Annotated in this window: 16 protein-coding genes and 2 pseudogenes; 16 read left to right on the top strand and 2 right to left on the bottom strand. The window is 37.8% G+C overall.

What is annotated here, in order from left to right:
• Positions 1-126 precede the first annotated feature (126 nt).
• The 16 genes and pseudogenes from RYK49_RS04535 to RYK49_RS04460 all read left to right on the top strand — a co-directional run bounded on the left by RYK49_RS04535 (position 127) and on the right by RYK49_RS04460 (position 14,913).
• Positions 127-2,022 carry an ABC-F family ATP-binding cassette domain-containing protein gene (locus tag RYK49_RS04535; RefSeq protein WP_314865018.1) on the top strand — a complete coding sequence of 632 codons (1,896 nt, stop codon included), beginning with the start codon at positions 127-129 and terminating at the stop codon, positions 2,020-2,022.
• Positions 2,023-2,182: 160 nt separating this feature from the next.
• A complete protein-coding gene (locus RYK49_RS04530; protein WP_314865016.1) occupies positions 2,183-2,740 on the top strand; it encodes a hypothetical protein in 558 nt (185 codons plus the stop codon).
• A 146-nt stretch (positions 2,741-2,886) separates the two neighbouring features.
• Positions 2,887-3,624, top strand: coding sequence for a hypothetical protein (locus tag RYK49_RS04525; RefSeq protein ID WP_314865022.1), 738 nt, complete (start codon positions 2,887-2,889; stop codon positions 3,622-3,624).
• Between the two features lie 90 nt (positions 3,625-3,714).
• Positions 3,715-4,476, top strand: a complete 762-nt coding sequence (locus tag RYK49_RS04520) for a hypothetical protein (RefSeq protein ID WP_314865014.1) — start codon at positions 3,715-3,717, stop codon at positions 4,474-4,476.
• A gap of 111 nt (positions 4,477-4,587) precedes the next feature.
• The gene (locus tag RYK49_RS04515) at positions 4,588-5,319 is read left to right on the top strand and encodes a hypothetical protein (RefSeq protein WP_314830321.1); all 732 of its coding nucleotides are present in this window, start codon (positions 4,588-4,590) and stop codon (positions 5,317-5,319) included.
• Positions 5,320-5,409: 90 nt separating this feature from the next.
• Positions 5,410-6,081, top strand: a pseudogene (locus tag RYK49_RS04510) (hypothetical protein).
• Positions 6,082-6,250: 169 nt separating this feature from the next.
• Complete coding sequence (locus RYK49_RS04505; RefSeq protein ID WP_314830304.1) at positions 6,251-7,156, top strand: beta-carotene 15,15'-monooxygenase; 906 nt, start codon at positions 6,251-6,253, stop codon at positions 7,154-7,156.
• 69 nt (positions 7,157-7,225) lie between these two features.
• Positions 7,226-7,930 (top strand): hypothetical protein, encoded by a 705-nt coding sequence (locus RYK49_RS04500; RefSeq protein WP_314830305.1) that lies wholly within the window; start codon positions 7,226-7,228, stop codon positions 7,928-7,930.
• A 128-nt stretch (positions 7,931-8,058) separates the two neighbouring features.
• Positions 8,059-9,042 carry a hypothetical protein gene (locus RYK49_RS04495; protein WP_399555369.1) on the top strand — a complete coding sequence of 328 codons (984 nt, stop codon included), beginning with the start codon at positions 8,059-8,061 and terminating at the stop codon, positions 9,040-9,042.
• 58 nt (positions 9,043-9,100) lie between these two features.
• The gene (locus RYK49_RS04490) at positions 9,101-9,760 is read left to right on the top strand and encodes a hypothetical protein (protein ID WP_002902718.1); all 660 of its coding nucleotides are present in this window, start codon (positions 9,101-9,103) and stop codon (positions 9,758-9,760) included.
• 144 nt (positions 9,761-9,904) lie between these two features.
• Complete coding sequence (locus RYK49_RS04485; RefSeq protein ID WP_314865012.1) at positions 9,905-10,537, top strand: hypothetical protein; 633 nt, start codon at positions 9,905-9,907, stop codon at positions 10,535-10,537.
• Positions 10,495-10,815, top strand: a complete 321-nt coding sequence (locus RYK49_RS04480) for a hypothetical protein (protein WP_314865010.1) — start codon at positions 10,495-10,497, stop codon at positions 10,813-10,815. Before RYK49_RS04485 ends, RYK49_RS04480 begins: the two co-directional genes overlap by 43 nt.
• On the top strand, positions 10,808-11,707 hold the full coding sequence (locus tag RYK49_RS04475; RefSeq protein ID WP_149566395.1) for a hypothetical protein: 900 nt from the start codon (positions 10,808-10,810) through the stop codon (positions 11,705-11,707). The genes RYK49_RS04480 and RYK49_RS04475 overlap by 8 nt, the downstream gene beginning before the upstream one ends.
• The gene (locus tag RYK49_RS04470; protein ID WP_314830307.1) at positions 11,700-12,623 is read left to right on the top strand and encodes a hypothetical protein; all 924 of its coding nucleotides are present in this window, start codon (positions 11,700-11,702) and stop codon (positions 12,621-12,623) included. Before RYK49_RS04475 ends, RYK49_RS04470 begins: the two co-directional genes overlap by 8 nt.
• Before the next feature lie 166 nt (positions 12,624-12,789).
• Positions 12,790-13,653, top strand: a complete 864-nt coding sequence (locus RYK49_RS04465) for a MutR family transcriptional regulator (RefSeq protein ID WP_314865005.1) — start codon at positions 12,790-12,792, stop codon at positions 13,651-13,653.
• Positions 13,654-13,731: 78 nt separating this feature from the next.
• Positions 13,732-14,913, top strand: a complete 1,182-nt coding sequence (locus tag RYK49_RS04460) for an MFS transporter (protein WP_314830309.1) — start codon at positions 13,732-13,734, stop codon at positions 14,911-14,913.
• 58 nt (positions 14,914-14,971) lie between these two features.
• On the opposite strand, the pseudogene RYK49_RS04455 reads toward RYK49_RS04460, so the two are convergent.
• Positions 14,972-15,097, bottom strand: a pseudogene (locus RYK49_RS04455) (aminopeptidase); the annotation flags it as partial.
• Between the two features lie 71 nt (positions 15,098-15,168).
• The gene (locus RYK49_RS04450) at positions 15,169-16,956 is read right to left on the bottom strand and encodes a serine hydrolase (RefSeq protein ID WP_314830310.1); all 1,788 of its coding nucleotides are present in this window, start codon (positions 16,954-16,956) and stop codon (positions 15,169-15,171) included.
• Between the last annotated feature and the right edge of the window lie 146 nt (positions 16,957-17,102).

Raw genomic sequence — 17,102 nt, 5'->3', positions numbered from 1 at the left:
GACGACGAAATCGAATTCTAACGAATTACCGATTTCTGTCCCACTCTCTTTTTCTTTTGGGGAGCTGAGTTCGCTTTCTCTTGAATTCTGATAGCTGTGCTTCTGGAAATCTGCTATAATGGTCTTATGATTATTTTACAAGCAAGCAAGATTGAGCGCTCTTTTGCAGGGGAGCTTCTTTTTGACAATATTAACCTGCAGGTGGATGAGGGCGATCGGATTGCCCTCGTTGGTAAAAATGGAGCTGGGAAGTCAACCCTGCTCAAGATTTTGGTGGGAGAGGAAGAGCCTACTTCTGGTCAAATCAATAAAAAACGAGACCTGTCTCTGTCCTATCTGGCTCAGGATAGCCGCTTTGAGTCAGAGAACACTATCTACGACGAGATGCTGCTGGTCTTTGATAGTCTGCGTCAGCAAGAGAAGCGCTTGCGGCAGATGGAGCTGCAAATGGGAGAATTGTCAGGGGAAGATCTGACTGCTCTCATGACCCAGTATGACCAGCTGTCAGAGAACTTTCGCCAGAAAGGTGGTTTTACCTACGAGGCCGATATTCGAGCGATTTTGAATGGCTTCAAGTTTGACCAGTCCATGTGGCAGATGAAGATTTCTGAGCTGTCAGGCGGGCAGAATACCCGTCTGGCTCTGGCTAAGATGCTTTTGGAAAAGCCAGAACTGCTGGTCTTGGACGAGCCGACCAACCACTTGGATATTGAGACCATTGCCTGGCTAGAGACTTACTTAGTCAACTACAGCGGTGCCTTAATCATCGTCAGCCACGACCGCTATTTCCTAGACAAGGTTGCGACCATCACGCTGGACTTGACCAAGCATTCCTTGGATCGCTATGTGGGCAATTACTCTAGCTTTGTGGTCCAAAAGGAGCAGAAGCTGGCCACTGAAGCCAAGAACTATGAAAAGCAACAGAAAGAAATCGCTGCGCTGGAGGACTTTGTCAATCGCAATCTGGTTCGGGCTTCCACAACCAAGCGGGCTCAGTCCCGTCGTAAGCAGCTGGAAAAGATGGAGCGTTTGGACAGACCGGAGACCGGCAGCCGCTCGGCTAATATGACCTTCAAAGCCGATAAAGTTTCGGGCAATGTTGTTCTGACCTTGGAAGATGCAGCTATTGGCTATGGCGAGGAAGTCCTGTCAGAGCCGATTAACCTGGACATTCGCAAGTTCAATGCGGTAGCTATTGTCGGGCCAAATGGGATTGGAAAGACGACCTTGATTAAATCACTAATCGGGCAAGTGTCCTTCATCAGAGGTAAGGAGCAACTGGGGGCTAATGTGGAAGTGGGCTACTATGACCAGATCCAGAGCAAACTGACTGCCAGCAATACGATTCTTGATGAGCTATGGAATGACTTCAAGCTGACGCCGGAGGTCGAGATTCGCAATCGCTTAGGCGCTTTCCTCTTCTCGGGAGACGATGTCAAAAAGTCTGTTGGCATGCTATCAGGTGGAGAGCGGGCGCGCCTGCTTCTAGCTAAGCTGTCTATGGAAAACAACAACTTCCTCATCCTCGACGAGCCGACTAACCACCTGGACATTGATAGCAAGGAGGTGCTAGAAAATGCCCTGATAGACTTTGATGGTACCCTGCTTTTTGTCAGCCATGACCGTTACTTTATCAATCGCGTGGCCACTCAGATTATCGAGCTTTCTGAAACAGGCTCCACCCTTTATCTAGGTGATTATGACTACTATCTGGAGAAAAAGGCAGAGCAGGAAGCCTTGCGTGAGGAGACGGAGCAGGTTGATTCTGATAAGCCTGTCCTTGCCAATGACTATCAGCTTCAAAAGGAAAACCAGAAAGAACAGCGCCGTCTGGCCCGTCGCCTAGAACAACTGGAAGCGCAAATCGAGGACTTGGACAGCCAGATCAGTCAGCTACAGGAAGCTATGCAGGCCACTAATGACGCCACCGAACTCATGGAGAGCCAGCAGCAAATCGACCAGCTGACTGCTGCCCAAGAAGAAGCCATACTAGAATGGGAAGAATTGGCGGAGAAAGTCTAGGAGGAGCCAATCGAACCTACGCAAAAATGCCTAGTTTCCGTTGGAAATGAGCTTCTTAGAGCTTACAGGAAAAATTAAATTGATATTCAATGTGGTTCAGTTATCGTATTACTAAAGATTTTGATGACTGAATCGTTTTATTTAAGAAAAATAGGAGAAAATGATGGATTTTGTAATAATTTTTATTGTCTTAATGCTAGTAATTTTTGCTTTCGTAGGTTGGATAGTTTATTGGGCGATTAGTCATTCCGCTAAAAAGAATAAAGTATACCAAGCCTTCGCTTCCGAGCACGGCTATCAATTTGACAAAGCACAAGGTAATGACTATTACAGAGATTATTCCAAGCAAAAAACAAGTAATGACCTCACACTGAAACTTTTTCAGAATCCTTATGTAGCAAAATACGCTAATTTTAGTCATTATCCATTTGGTCGTGGAAATCTAGTAAAAGTTGCCTATGTAATTTCAGGTGATTACAAAGGTTCTTATTTTCGGGCTTTCACCTATCATTTTGAGGGGAATGCAATTGAGAAGACCGGTCCTGGTGGAGTGTTCAGTATTGTTATGATTCAGTGTGCTGATACACCAAAAGGTCAGCTTTCAGAGCAAATCTTTTATGAAAATGGAATGCTCTGTGAATATCTTCGCGAAAATTTGAATGTAGAAACGATTCATGAGAGAATTGAGAAATTAGCTTATATTGCAAGTACAAAATAAGTTTGGGAATATAAAATAAGAATTTTTCTACAGTACAGATGTTGAATGGAAAAGTTGGCTAATTCAGTTTTTGGAACAGAGGTTTGCTGACAGAACTAGAATAAGAATTAGAAATGAGGAGAGATATGTTTTTTATAAGACGTCGTATGTTTTTTAATCAATATGGCGATAAAGCTATTTATTTTGATTGTAAGACCCACGAACTTTTAGAGGCACCGAAGAGTAAACTATTAGATACAGAGAAATCAAGCAGGATGAATCGGCATATACCTCTTTTAGTTGTCCTGTTTTTGTCTAGTGGAGGAGGAATAATTTCTTTCTTTAGATTATTCTTGCATGGAACATATACCATAACAACTTTTTGGAGTGTTATTCTTATATGGATAGCAGAGTTTGCTTTCATTACTATCCTTGTAGAACGTGCCTTGTATCGAAATGTCAATAGAGCAGAAGTTACCTCTCAAACAATTAGTTTGGTTATTATGGAGACATTGGACGAAGAACAAAAGGTGGAGAAGGATTTGAGCAAGAAAGAGAATAGAAATGGTACGCGCTTGATAAAAGGATTGATTTTTCTAGTCCCCTTGGTTGGATTCTTCTATGCCTATGATTTTATTTTTAATTATAAAGACTTGTTAGGTAATCCTATTGGAGGAGAGATATTTAAAATTGTTGCAACTGGACTTTTGCTAGGTGTTTCTTTTGTATTATATAATCAAAATAATCTTACCAAGAGTTTTGATATATTGGATTTATTCTATGGTGGAAAACTGAGTGTAGTATGTAAAGCTGACGATAATCCTGATGTATATTTAGAAATGAGTGTCGGACCGGATGGAGCTATCGTGACAAAAGAGCTACATGATTATAAAGTTGGGGCTTAGCTGATTTGAAATTAAATAAAAGTGAGTGAAGCAGTAGAGATTATAAAGTTTGGTAACAGAACTTCAATAAGTAATTAGAAAGAGGTTAGAATGTTTTTTAGAAGACGTCGTTTTTATCTGAATCAATATTATGACAAAGCCATTTATTATGATCGTAAGACCCACGAAGTTTTAGAGGCGCCAAAAAGCAAATTATTAGACACAGAGAAATCAAGTAAAATGAACAGGCATATTCCTTTATTAGTTGTTTTCTTTATGTTTAGCGGCGGCGGACTTACTTCCTTCTTTAGTCTATTTTTACAAGGAACTTATAGTATGACTGCTTTTTGGAGTGTTATTCTTATCTGGATAGCAGAGTTTGCTTTTGTCACTCTCCTTGTAGAACGAGCCTTGTATAGAAATGTCAATATAGCTCAAGTGACAACTCAAACAGTTTGTCTGACTACTATGATTTATCCGGATGACGAAAATCAAGACGAAGAGGAAAAGACGGAAAAAGGTTTTAGTAAAGGTGCTTTTTTATATTTTAATGCACTCTTATTTACCATCCCAGCAGTAGGTTTCTACTATGTCTATGATTTTATTTCCCGCTTTAAAGACTTGTTGGGGCAACCGATTGGAGGAGAGATTTTTAAGATTATATTTGCAGGTCTTTTGTTGGGAGTTGCTTTTGTTGTGTTCAATCAAAATAATTTCGTTAGAATCTTGAAATTGTCACAACGGTTTGAGGAGGGGAAAATTAGTGTGATATGTAGAGCTGATGACGATCCAGATGTCTATCTAGAAGTGAGTGTTGGACCAGATGGAGCTATTTTGACAAAAGAGCTACATGATTATAAAGCTCAGTCTTAGCTGATTTGAAATTAAATAAAAGTTAGTGAAGCAGTAAAGATTATAAAGTTTGGTGACAGAACTTCAATAAGTAATTAGAAAGAGGTTAGAATGTTTTTTAGAAGACGGCGTATGTATTTGAATCAATATTATGACAAAGCTATTTATTTTGATCGTAAGACCCATGAAGTTTTAGAAGCGCCAAAGAGTAAACTATTAGATACAGAGAAATCAAATAAGATGAATCGGCATATTCCTCTGTTAGTTGTTCTCTTTATAGCTAGCGGAAGTGGCATTTCTTCCTTCTTTAGTCTATTTTTACAAGGAACTTATAGCATGACTACTTTTTGGAGTGTTATTCTTATTTGGCTAGGAGAGTTTGCTTTTGTTACTATCCTTGTAGAACGTGCCTTGTATAGAAATATCAATAGAGCGCAAGTGACTACTCAAACGGTCAGCCTTTTTACTATTTGTGATTCAGAGGATTTAAAAGAAAAGAACTTGAGCGAAAAAGAGAAGCGCAATAATACTTATTTATTTAACGCTTTGTTGTTCACTATTCCTGCAGTGGGTTTCTACTATATCTATGATTTTATTTTCCACTTCAACAGTTTTTGGGGGCAACCAATTGGAGGTGAGATTTTTAAGATTATATTTGCAGGGCTTTTGTTAGGAATTGCTTTTGTTATATATAATCAGAATAATATTTCTGGTATTTTGGACATAACAGAAAAATTTGAGTCTGGAAAATTAAGAGTAGTATGTAGAGACGATGACGATCCAGCTGTCTATCTAGAAGTGAGCGTCGGACCGGATGGAGCTATCGTGACAAAAGAGCTACATAATTATAAAGCTCGGTCTTAGCTGATTTGAAATTGAATAAAGGTCAGTGAAGCAGTAGAGATTATAAAGTTTAGTAATAGAACTTCAATAAGTAATTAGAAAGAGGTTAGAATGTTTTTTCTTAGACGTCGTCGAGTATTTATTGGCGAGTGTGATGGTCAGGCAGTCTATTATGACCAGCAGACTAGAGAGGCTTTAGCAGCTCCCAAAAGTTTCCTACTCAATACTGAAGGAGCACGTAAGACCAATGCCTATATTCCTGAATTGGTGATTCTATTGATAGCAGGTGGACCTGCGGTCTTCGGATTCTTTTCAGCTTTGTCCATTGGTGTCTATAACTGGACCAGTTTGACCTATATCCTACTATTTTGGTTGGCTGAGTTTCTGTTAATGGTCGCTATTCTTGAACGAGGGCTTTATAAAAATGTTCGCAAGGCTCAGCCGACAACAGAGAAGGTGTTTTATTATGCAGCTTCCCATAATTTGATGGTGGGTGACGAGAATTTTGACCCAGCTAAATCATCTTCAACAATCTATCGAATTGCTCGCTACATAATAATTGCTGCTGATATATATTTAGTATTTGTTTTTTACGGCTATACTCAAAAGTTTGGTCAGCCTATTTAGACCAATTACGATTTTTGGATAGCCGGATTTATGTTCTATACGCCCTTTTTGTTTTATAATCAAAACAATCCAGTTCGTTTTGTAAAGATTATGAAGCTATACAGTAAAGGGAAAGTTCGTTTTAAGAAAGAAACAGAGAACGAAACTTGTAACTAGGTGTTAGGTAAAACAGTCGAATTGCAGAAAGCAAGTGCTATATCTTTAACGGAGCGAGGAGTAGTTGTTGCGACAGTTGCTGTTTGGTAACATAATTTGTTTCCTATCCTCAAATGGAAGACCTTAAACGAAGTTAGACTTTAGATAAGATGAAATTAGGAGATTAAAAATGAAAAAAATCAGTATTTTCGGTGCAGACTTTGAACGAAGTAAGAAAATCGTAACGAACGGAAAGTTTGCCTTAACAGCCGGTATGCCAAATCCTATTCATATGGGGATCATCAATCGCCTCTTTACAGTTATTATTGCTGGATTTTTCTTTTTTGGGATTCTAACTTATGGTGTTTTAATGGGGATGCCTGAGTTGATAGGTGCAGATAGTGATATTCATTATATTTCGGTTGAGGCAGGAATGTTAATTCATAGCATAAGTTCTTTTTTAAAGCCCTTCAATCTTAGTATTTATTTACTATTTCTTGTGGGGGTGATTCCTGTTTTTTGGCCCAAGAAACGCTTGAGCAGTCAGCTTTGGACTTACTTTCCTTTCTATACAGCTGGGTTAACTTGTGCTTTTATATCGATACTTTACTTTGCCAGTGCGGTAGCTTACGATGCTTATACATTGGTGGGATTCTGGTTTCAGTTCGTCTTAGGAATCGTTCTCTTTTTCTGGATTATTATGAATAGTATCCAGAATCTGAAAAGGAGACTGAACGATGAAGAAGAAAAGTCAATTCTTAAGAAAGTTATGACGATTACAGTCGGAACGATGGTAGTTCTCTTTCCGGTATCACTGGTCTATCATCTAATGAATCAACTACCGGTCCATTGGTATTTTTATATTTTGGGATTATTTTTGGTGGTTTGGTTTGTCATTGGCGGTTATTATGCGGCTTTTCTTATGAATGTACACATTTTTCAAGCCTACTATATCCACAAGTTCCCGGAAGAGTATAAATCTTACTTAAAGATTTCAGATAGAGAGTGGTATAGCAAACGATATTATAAAAAGCTGGTCAAAAGCGGCAAGCTAGAAGAAGAAACAACACAAGAGAATGGAGAAGAAAATGAGTAAAAAATTATTACCTTTAGGAAGTAATGGAAATAAAGAACTAGATCGAAATATTAAGTCTAAAAAGCTAATATGGAGCTGTCCATTGTGAAAAAGATAAGATTATTATTTGCTGTTGATAATGGCATGGGGACTAATTTAAAAGGAACAGGTTTAGCTGCAGAGTACTATCTTTTATCAGGAGATATTGTTTGGAGAAGGCTCGATAAGGAAAGCATAGGGAATTACCAAAACATAGCTAAGAAAATTAGCAGATTAACTTGGATGTCTTCGCCATTTTTGATTGTCCCGATTATGGCTTTTATCGCTGGTTATTCTGATAATTACATTGTTCCTCAAAAAGAGTTCGGTCTTTTTAGTTTTCTATTACCTATGATCTTAGGAATTTGGTTGTTTATATCTTTTGAATTATGGATGGTTTCAATTAGAAATACCTATCCTTTGATTGAAGCTCCTAGTAGTACTGTCCAGAAAGAATATTTTGAAGTTATACACGATATAACTTTAAAACATAATGATGTTTTGAAACAGATAAAAACACCTTATCTTGCAAACATCTTAGTATTTTTGTTTATTGTCTTTGCAGTTATTCCTTTTGTTTATTGGTTTTATTTTATGCCAAGTACAATCATAGAGTTCATGATAAAATTAACTATACTTGTTATATTACTTTCTTTGGTTCCAAATATTATATGGAATGGCATAGTTAAAACTGTTATAAATAATAAAATTATAAATGAATTAAATGATGAGTTAGAAAATGAAAATTGGGAATAATAGCCCAATGTTACCAATTTGTTCGATTATCATAAACCGTTTGAAAACAGTCCATGTAATGTCTGTATGTGGAGCAGAATTAACAATTACTTTCAAAGATACAGAGACTAAATTTTTTGAGGTAGAAAATGAGTGAAAAAAATAGAGATTTAGGACCAAAAGAATTAAACAAGGACTATTTTCAAGGATTAGGCGCGACACGCGCTTCCGTTGGGATGCTTGGCTTGGCTTGGTCTGGGATATTTGCCTTAAGTATTGCCTTGTCGCATGTGTATTATTTTATAAAAGATCAACTCAAATTGAATCCCTTTTCTAATCTTATATTCCTATTTCTTTTTGTATGCCTTCTTTTTATGCTGATATGTCAAGTTATTTCTTTCAATCAAAAATTGATTTATAGGCATCAATTTTTTGGTACAGCCATGCTTTTTGCAATGATTAATGGATTACTTCTGTCATTAGTTTTAACGGATTATGTTATTGTTGTACTCACTAATAATTTATTGAGAAATTCTTTTATATATACCATTATTTTTGGGCTTAGTTCTCTGCTTCTCTTTTTGGGTTTAATCCTTTATAATGTAAGATGGCTAAAGAAACAATTAGAAACAGGCTTTTCCGAGCAACGGACTAATGCCAACTATGTTGCTGCTTCGAGTGTCTATAGTAAACCCTCTATCTGGATAATTCTAGGAGCTACCTTGCTTGGGGGAATGATGGTTGGTTGGATGACCGGCTATTATAAGCAAATATTAGGTATTTTTGGTAATCTAGTGTTTATATCAGCTTTCTCGAGACTCATTGTTGAAGTCGGATATTTACTTAAGTTGAGAGCGAAAGATAAGGCTTATTGGGAAGAAGTACCAGAAGAATTATATAATCAGAGCATTTTTAAAACTTTAGATTTCAAAAAGACTAAGCCTCGTTTGATTGCAGAGGTTATTCTATTTCTTGGTATTATTGCTTGTTTGCAATTATTGCATATAGATGCTGAAAATAGTCCGATTTGGCTAATATGGTTTATAAGAATTTTTGGCTATACGATTGTCTTGGATGCTACGGGGAGTTTTATTTATTATCAGTTTAAAAAGAGGAAGAAAAGAAAGTGCTGAGAACTATATCAACCTGACTTGTTTTAATTGTTAGTATATAGAGAGGAAAGGATGAAGGATGTTTTTTAGGAAAGTTATTTATATAGGGGAAAGTGATGGTCAGGCTATTTATGTAAATGTAGAAAAGCCAAGAGACCCCTTAGCAGCTCCTAAAAGTAAACTATTGAATACAGAGGCATCGCGTGGCAATCGGAAACAAATCATTTTAATTACATCATTTCTGATTGCTTTTAGTGGTGTGATGCAGCTTTTTCCTGAGACACGATTGTTTGGTGGTGTCTATGGCTATGGTACTTTGGTTTATTTTCTAATTGTTTGGTTTCTGGAAGGTACTCTTTTGCTGGTCATAGTAGAGCGAGCCCTTTATAAGAATGTTAAGTTGGCACAGCCAACCAGTAAAGAAAATTTTAGACGGGCAGTTGATACTAATCTTATTTGGGGTAATTTTGGCGATAAGAAGGTTACTCTTGGCAAGAAGATATTCGCTTGGATTTTCACAGTATTTATGGCTTTAATGGGACTGATTGGTCCAATTTTAGTCATATCTATTCTAGTTTTTAATATGATAGGGACACCTATCGGCAGTGAGATTATCACTTTAAGCTTTATGGGTATTTTACCAGCTGCAGCAGTTCTGTTATTATGGCAAAACAATATGGTTAGATGGTTTATGGCTGTTGAAAGATATAGAAAGAATAGATACAATAAAATTTCATAATAGAAAATATGAGTTTTGAAAAGTTTTGCTGTTATAAATTCCAAAGTGAAAGATTATTTGAACCCTTATGAAGGTGTGGTCATTATGGCAGCAATTTCTGGACATCGTATGGAATAGGAAATATATTGGTATTTTAGGTAAAAAATGAAGAAAAGATCTATTTTTAATGCTAGTTTTGAAGAAAGTTTGAATTTACAGGACGATCCCATTTCAGGAGAATTTTCCAATAAAAATTTAGCATCTGCTCAAGAAAAAGAGAAATACAGAGGTACAACAAAATCGTATGTATGGTTGACTGTTTTAACAGTTGTCTTCATTATCGGTCCCAATTGGCTTATAACAGCCTTAACCAATTACCTTTATCATCATTCTGAGGATTCTCCTCTATTGCCATCGGTTCATAATTTCTTGCCCAACTGGCTATTTATTATTTTCTTACTCTTGTGGCTTTTACTGATTCTTTTTGGGAAACGCTTTTCTCAGCAATTTATCCTTATATATAGGGGACAATTTCATATGTTTGTCACATTCCTAATTTGGTTGATTATCGAAATGAATCTATTTTTACTGACATTTTTGTATAGTACGATAAAAGCGACCGGAGCAATTCTTTTTTTGTTTTGTTTGGGCTTATGTGCTGCATTATCGTCCGAAGCAGGCGAACTTCGTTACTGTCAATGCTATATGGCAAACAAGAAGACGAACAAGACTGGCTGGGGAGACTGTTTCATAAAGTGGCTACATTTATCTTCAAATATGGTTTTGGAATTATTGTAGTTTTACTCATTTTTAGGTTGATTTTTCCCCATGCGGTAGGCCTTATGTTGGATACCCTAGGTGTTTTGTTTATTTGGTTTGTAGGTGACTTGTTATTTGTCCTGCTAGAAAGTTTTCTGATATTTCCATTTATGCTTCAAGGATATTACAAATGGAAATATCCCGAAGAATACCGAGAATGGGAAGGTAAGTCTGTAGAGGAATGGTATGGAAAGAGGTACTTGAAAAAGCACCCTGAACTATTACAAAAGAAGATTGGAAATCAAAGTTATGACTAAAAAATCTATTTTTAATGCTAGTTTTGAAGAGAGTTTAAATCTGGAAGATGATGGGTTTCGAAAGTTGCAGCAAGAGCAGCATGATAAAACGTCTAACTATTTTAAAAAAGGGAGAGCATCTCTTTGGTTTCGAATTAGAAGTTTTATTTTAGGTTTAATTTTTCCTGTTGGATTTAACTTTATGTTGCTTGTTGTATCTATGGAATTTCATGAGAGTAAGACCCTGACTCTTCCGATATCTAAGCACGAGTCATTAACTGTAAATGTTTTTTTGATTTTACTTCTTATTTGGCTGTTCTTAGTCATTCTTGGAAAATTTACTAAACGAACTTATCTTTTACCATATCGCTATCAGCTTCATGTTTTTACATTTATGCTTTGGTTTTTATTGGAAATTGATTTAATCGTTTTTGACATTCTATTAGCAAATTTAGCATTTTGGGAAATTATTGCTATATATGGAGTAATAATGATCTTCACTTACATGATGTTTAGTATGGAGTTAACAGGATTAAGAAAGCTTATGTATGATGAGGATAGACAAGTGACTTTTCGTAATAAGATTGCTAAAATGATTTCTATTTACGGCATGGGGATTTTAGGGATTGGTATTATTATAAAATATATTTTCGGAAGCTTTACTGTAGATATTTCAAATTCCATGAAAGCATTTGGTTTTTTACTTCTATGGGTCTTTGCTAATATTGTGGTGATTGCAATAATTGTTTTTATAGGTTTACCATATTTTCTCCAAGCCTATTACAAATGGAAATATCCCGAAGAATATCGAGAATGGGAAGGTAAGTCAGTAGAGGAATGGTATGGGAAGAGGTACTTGAAAAAACACCCTGAACTAATACAAAAGAAGATTGGTAATCCAAGTTATGACTAAAAAATCTATTTTTAATGCTAGTTTTGAAGAGAGTTTGAATCTGGAAGATGATGGGTTTGTACAGTATCAGAAAAAAGATGTCTATAGCAAATTAGAAAAGTATTATAGAAAAGGCCATCCTTCTATAGGATTAAAAATTCAGAGTGTTATTCTGGCGTTGATATTTCCGATAAGCTTAAATTTTATGCTTTTAGTAATTTCTATTTATCTACATGATTCCAACCCAAAAGATTTAGTTGTTTCTATATCTAAAACTCCCTTATTGTCAGCTGAAGTATATGTTATATTCCTGTTTATATGGTTACTCATTGTCTTAGTTGGAAAGTTTATTACAAGAAATTATTTATTACCCTATCGTTATCATTTTCATGTAATCACATTTTTAATTTGGCTTAGTTTTGAATTTAACCTGCTAGCTATTGATATGTCATTACCAACTTTATCTGTTTGGATGATCGCTGCAATTTTTGTCTTTATTTTTATATTAGCCTATTTTATGTTTAGCCTTGAAATTGAAAGTCTTAAAAAACTGATGTATGGTAATGGAAGTAGCTCTTCTCCTCGCAATAAAACTGTCAATAAGATAGCGATTTATGGAATGAGTTTTTTGGGAATTGTAGTAATTATAAACTTTATTATAAAGAGTTTTTCCATAAAATTTTCAACTTCGTTGGAAGGCTTAGGTCTTTTGATAACATGGATTATCATAAATATTGCTGTGATTGCTATGTTAATCTACATCGAATTTCCTAGTTATTTACAAGCTTTCTACAAATGGAAATATCCCGAAGAATACCGTGAGTGGGAAGGGAAAACTGTAGAAGAGTGGTATGGAAAAAAATATTTAAAAAAAACACAAGGATTTATTAAAAAACAGATAAAAAGAACGATTGGTATGGGTAATAGAGAAAAGTAGACAGGATTCTTAGCAGAATCTGCCTTTTCCGATTTTCAGCCGATAAGATTTTGACGAAAAAAGTCTCATCCGAAAATAAAATCCGAACAAGGGACGGTGAAGGTAGTTTTGAAAGAAGCGACTAGGGAAGCAGAACAGCAATTAAAAGAATTGAAGTGGTAAACAAATGGAAGATTTAGGCAAAGTTTTTCGTGATTTTCGTTTAAATGGACATTATTCTTTGAAGGAAGCAGCCGGTCAGGTTTGCTCGACCTCTCAGCTGTCTCGTTTTGAGCTGGGTGAGTCGGACATGACCCTCTCGAAATTTTTAGATCTCTTAGATAATATTCATGTGACCCTTGAAAATTTTATAGACAAGGCACGGAATTTCCAGCAGCATGAGCATGTGGCCATGATGGGTAAAATTATCCCTCTTTACTACTCAAATGACATCAAGGGATTTCAAGACTTGCAAGCGGAGCAGTTGGAAAAGGCCAAGGCCAGCAGTGCGCCTCTTTACTATGAGCTGAATTGGATTTTGCTTCAGGGCTTGATTTGTCAGCGAGACAGTCAGTTTCACATGAGGCAAGAAGATTTAGATAAGGTGGCTGATTATCTCTTCCAAGTGGAAGATTGGACCATGTACGAGCTGATCCTCTTTGGAAACCTCTATAGCTTTTATGATGTGGGCTACGTCTACCGTCTGGGCAGGGAAGTCATGGAGAGAGAGGACTACTACAAAGAAATCGGTCGCCATAAGAAATTGGTCTTGATTTTAGCTCTCAATTGTTACCAGCACTGTTTGGAAAGTCGTTCTTTTGATAAGGCTAGTTATTTTGAGGTTTATGTAGAGAAAATCATTGGCAAAGGCATCAAACTCTATGAACGCAATGTATTCCTCTATCTCAAGGGTTTTGCGGCTTATCAGAAGGGACAGAAGAAGCAGGGAATCAAGCAAATGCAGGAAGCCATGCACATCTTTGAAGTGCTGAATTTACCTGAGCAAGTCGCCTATTATCAAGAGCATTTCGATAAGTTTGTAAAAGCATAATTTCCCAAATATGGGAAAAATAAAGAACCTCCCTCCATTCCTGATACAATAGTTTCAGAAATGGAAGGAGGTATTTTTATGAATCGACAGGCAGCACAGCTGATTACACGAGCTGCGATTAATAAAATTGGGAATATGCTTTATGATTATGGGAATAGTATCTGGCTTGCTTCTTTGGGAGCTCTGGGACAGACGGTCTTGGGCATTTATCAGATATCAGAGCTAGTTACTTCCATCTTATTCAATCCTTTGGGGGGAGCTATTACGGACCGCTTTTCCAGACGTAAGGTGCTGATGGTAGCGGACTTGATTTGTGCTGGTCTTTGTCTGCTGATTTCTTTTATTTCAAATGACCAGCTCATGATTGGAGCGCTGATTTTTGCTAATGTGGTTCAGGCTATAGCCTTTGCTTTTTCTCGACCAGCTAATAAGTCTTATATTACGGAAATTGTGGACAAGGAAGACATTGTAACCTACAATTCTCATCTGGAATTGGCCTTGCAGGTTATCAGTGTCTCAGCCCCAGTTTTATCTTTTATCGTGATGCAGTATGCAAATTTGCGCGTGACCCTTCAGCTGGATGCTCTTAGCTTCTTTTTGGCTTTTGCCTTGGTTTACTTTCTGCCTAATCATGAGCCAAGCAAGCAGAAGTCTCCCATCAATCTTGGCAATATCCTGAGAGATATAAAGGAAGGGCTAGTCTATATCCGTCAGCAAAAAGAAATTTTCTTTCTGCTCTTGGTAGCTTCTGCAGTCAACTTTTTCTTTGCGGCCTTTAATTATCTATTGCCTTTTACTAATCAGCTCTATGAAAAGGCAGGCTCTTATGCAACTATTCTGAGTTTGGGTGCTATAGGCTCAATCATCGGAGCCATTCTAGCCAGCAAGGTTAAGGCCAGTATGGGCAACTTACTTGTAGCCCTGCTATTGACTGGTGTCGGAGTAGCAGTCATGGGCGTCTCTGCCTTGCTACCGGTTCATCCATATTTTTCTTATTCTGGTAATCTTATCTGTGAGCTCTTTATGACTGTGTTCAACATTCATTTCTTCAGCCAGGTTCAGACCAAGGTGGACAAGCAGTATCTAGGCCGCGTTTTCTCAACGATCTACACGCTGGCAATTCTTTTCATGCCTCCTGCGACTTTTCTGATGACTCTTCTGCCGAGTGTCCACACCCTTTCCTTTCTTCTGATTGGTTTTGGAGTGATGGGATTAGCTTTGATTTCCTACCTTTATCAAAAGAGAATACAAAAAGACTAGGCTGGATTTCCAACCTAGTTTGTTTGTATAGTATTTTAGGAAAAAGCAGCAAGCTACAGGCCAGTTCTGCCTGCTCAACATCAATACTGAGAGCAACCGTTTGTCCCGGCTGGACATTGGTACCATAAGTAACTAGAATTTTAGCGTATTTGCGTAGGTTTTCTTGAAAATGTGCTAGAGTTATGTTTGTTTTCCTTTCTTGTAGAGAAGTAGCGAGTGATATAGCATCTCACTCGAAAGCAACGAATATCTTTTTTATAGCACCCACCACTGATAAAGCGACCAATAGAGAATGTTGGCTATGATGGTGAGGGCAGCTAGGCTGGTTAGGATTGTCAGGAAGAGGCGTCCCTTGCTTAATCGGCTTTTGGCCTTAACTATCCAAGGATAGAGGAGTTCTGCTAGCAGTAAAATTCCCAGTCCAGCGAAGACCATATAGCGCCAAGGTTGCATGATACCAGTCTTGCTGACAGTCATAACAGTAAAGATGAGATAAGAATTGAATCCAACGGCGAGAATAGTAAGCGAGGTCAGATAATTCCAGATTTTTAAATCTACTGGAGCCTTGGCAGGTGTCTTTCTGATCAAACGAATCAGGTCTGCCACTCCGCTGATGACAAGACTGATAAGAGCATAGACCAGCCCGACAAAGAATAAGGCGTACATGGCATAGTCTTTGTAGATCTCAATGTCCGCAATCTTGTAGCTATCTCCGTAGGCATTTGTGATAGTCTCTTGGTTATTCGCATGGCTAAGAACTGCATATCCTTGAGTGAGGAGAGGATTGTCTGCGCTTTTAGGGGCGTAGCTGGTGTATAAAAATCCTCTGGTAATGGATATCGGCCCAGTCTCGAAGTATCGGGCTTTGCGGTAAAAGCCAGGCTGAAAATTTTTAAAGGCTGTTTTATCAGTCTTTTTCTTGTCTCCGAAAATCAGCTGGGGCATCTCGCTATTATAGATTTGCTCTTGGGATTGATTGGTCATGACGGCATAACCAATGCCGTTTTTCAAGTCAAGCAGGATATTGGAGGAGAAGGCGTCGGTATTCCCTCCATGGCCTACAAGAGTCGTGCCGTACTCTTGGGTCCAGAAGCCATGCATGTTAAGCGGTATATCCGTGCCAGGATAGGTGGAGCTAGCTGTGTAAAGAGTTGTCCAGGTTTCCTTCCGCTTAAATAGTTTGTCCTGACTCAGGAGGGCTTGGGCAAATTTTTGGAAATCTGCCATAGTACCGGCGGCCTGACCTGCCGGATAGATGTCCATGTAGAAGTTGGATGCTCCAAGAGACTGTCCTTCTGTACTGTAGCCTTTGTCTTCCTTCCGCTTTTCGCGCACATAATCATTATCTGTAAAGCCTGGTAGGATAGCTGTCTTATCCATGTCCAATGGCTGGAAAATATGCTTATAGACATAGTCTGAGAAGCTCTGACCGGAAACCTGCTCCACGATATAAGCGGTCAAAGCCGCGCTGTAGTTCGAATAGGCAGTCTTTGTGCCGGGTTCAAAGATTTGGGCAGGCTGCTTAGTTGCTAGGAATTCTTCCATACTGATGTCATGGTAGTTCATGGCCGCACCAGACTCTTCAAAACCAGCTTGATGATTCATCAGATCCAGCATGGTAATAGGCTTGTCGTAGCGAAGAGTCTTGAGAAAGTCCTTTGGCAGATAGGTTTTTATGTCAGTTTCTAGGTCTATCTTGCCTTCTTCCCAGAGTTGCATGACTGAGATCCAAACAGTCAACTTGGTCACAGAACCCCATTCAAAGACGCTTTTGTCATCCACTTTGATGCCTTTTTCTTTGTCCGTATATCCAAAGTTGGCATGGTAAATCGTACCGTCCTTGTCAAAGACTGCCGTTGTCATACCGGCTGTTGTCTTTTCATGCTCCTTGACAAAGTCTTGGATTTTCTTCCCAATTTGGCTGCGCTCTATACCTGATGGCAGCTTTTGTGATTCATCAGCTAATGCAGTGATTGGTTGGAAAATTCCTAGGCTGAGAATAGCCAGAAGCCATAAAAACATTCGTTTTGTTATCATATTCATACTCCTTTTTGACATGTTTCAGATTTAGCTATTGCAGCAATAGATTAAAAGGCCGAGGACTAGGATGATTAAAATGATTAGGAGTTTTGATTTTCTCATAAAAATTCCTTTCTGTTCTATGTAGAGATAATAATTGGTCATTTTCT

Origin of the sequence: uncultured Streptococcus sp., assembly GCF_963525625.1 — a bacterium.
Classification (GTDB): domain Bacteria; phylum Bacillota; class Bacilli; order Lactobacillales; family Streptococcaceae; genus Streptococcus.
The sequence above is the reverse complement of the archived record's forward strand: the minus strand, read 5'-3'. Positions and strand labels throughout refer to the sequence as shown.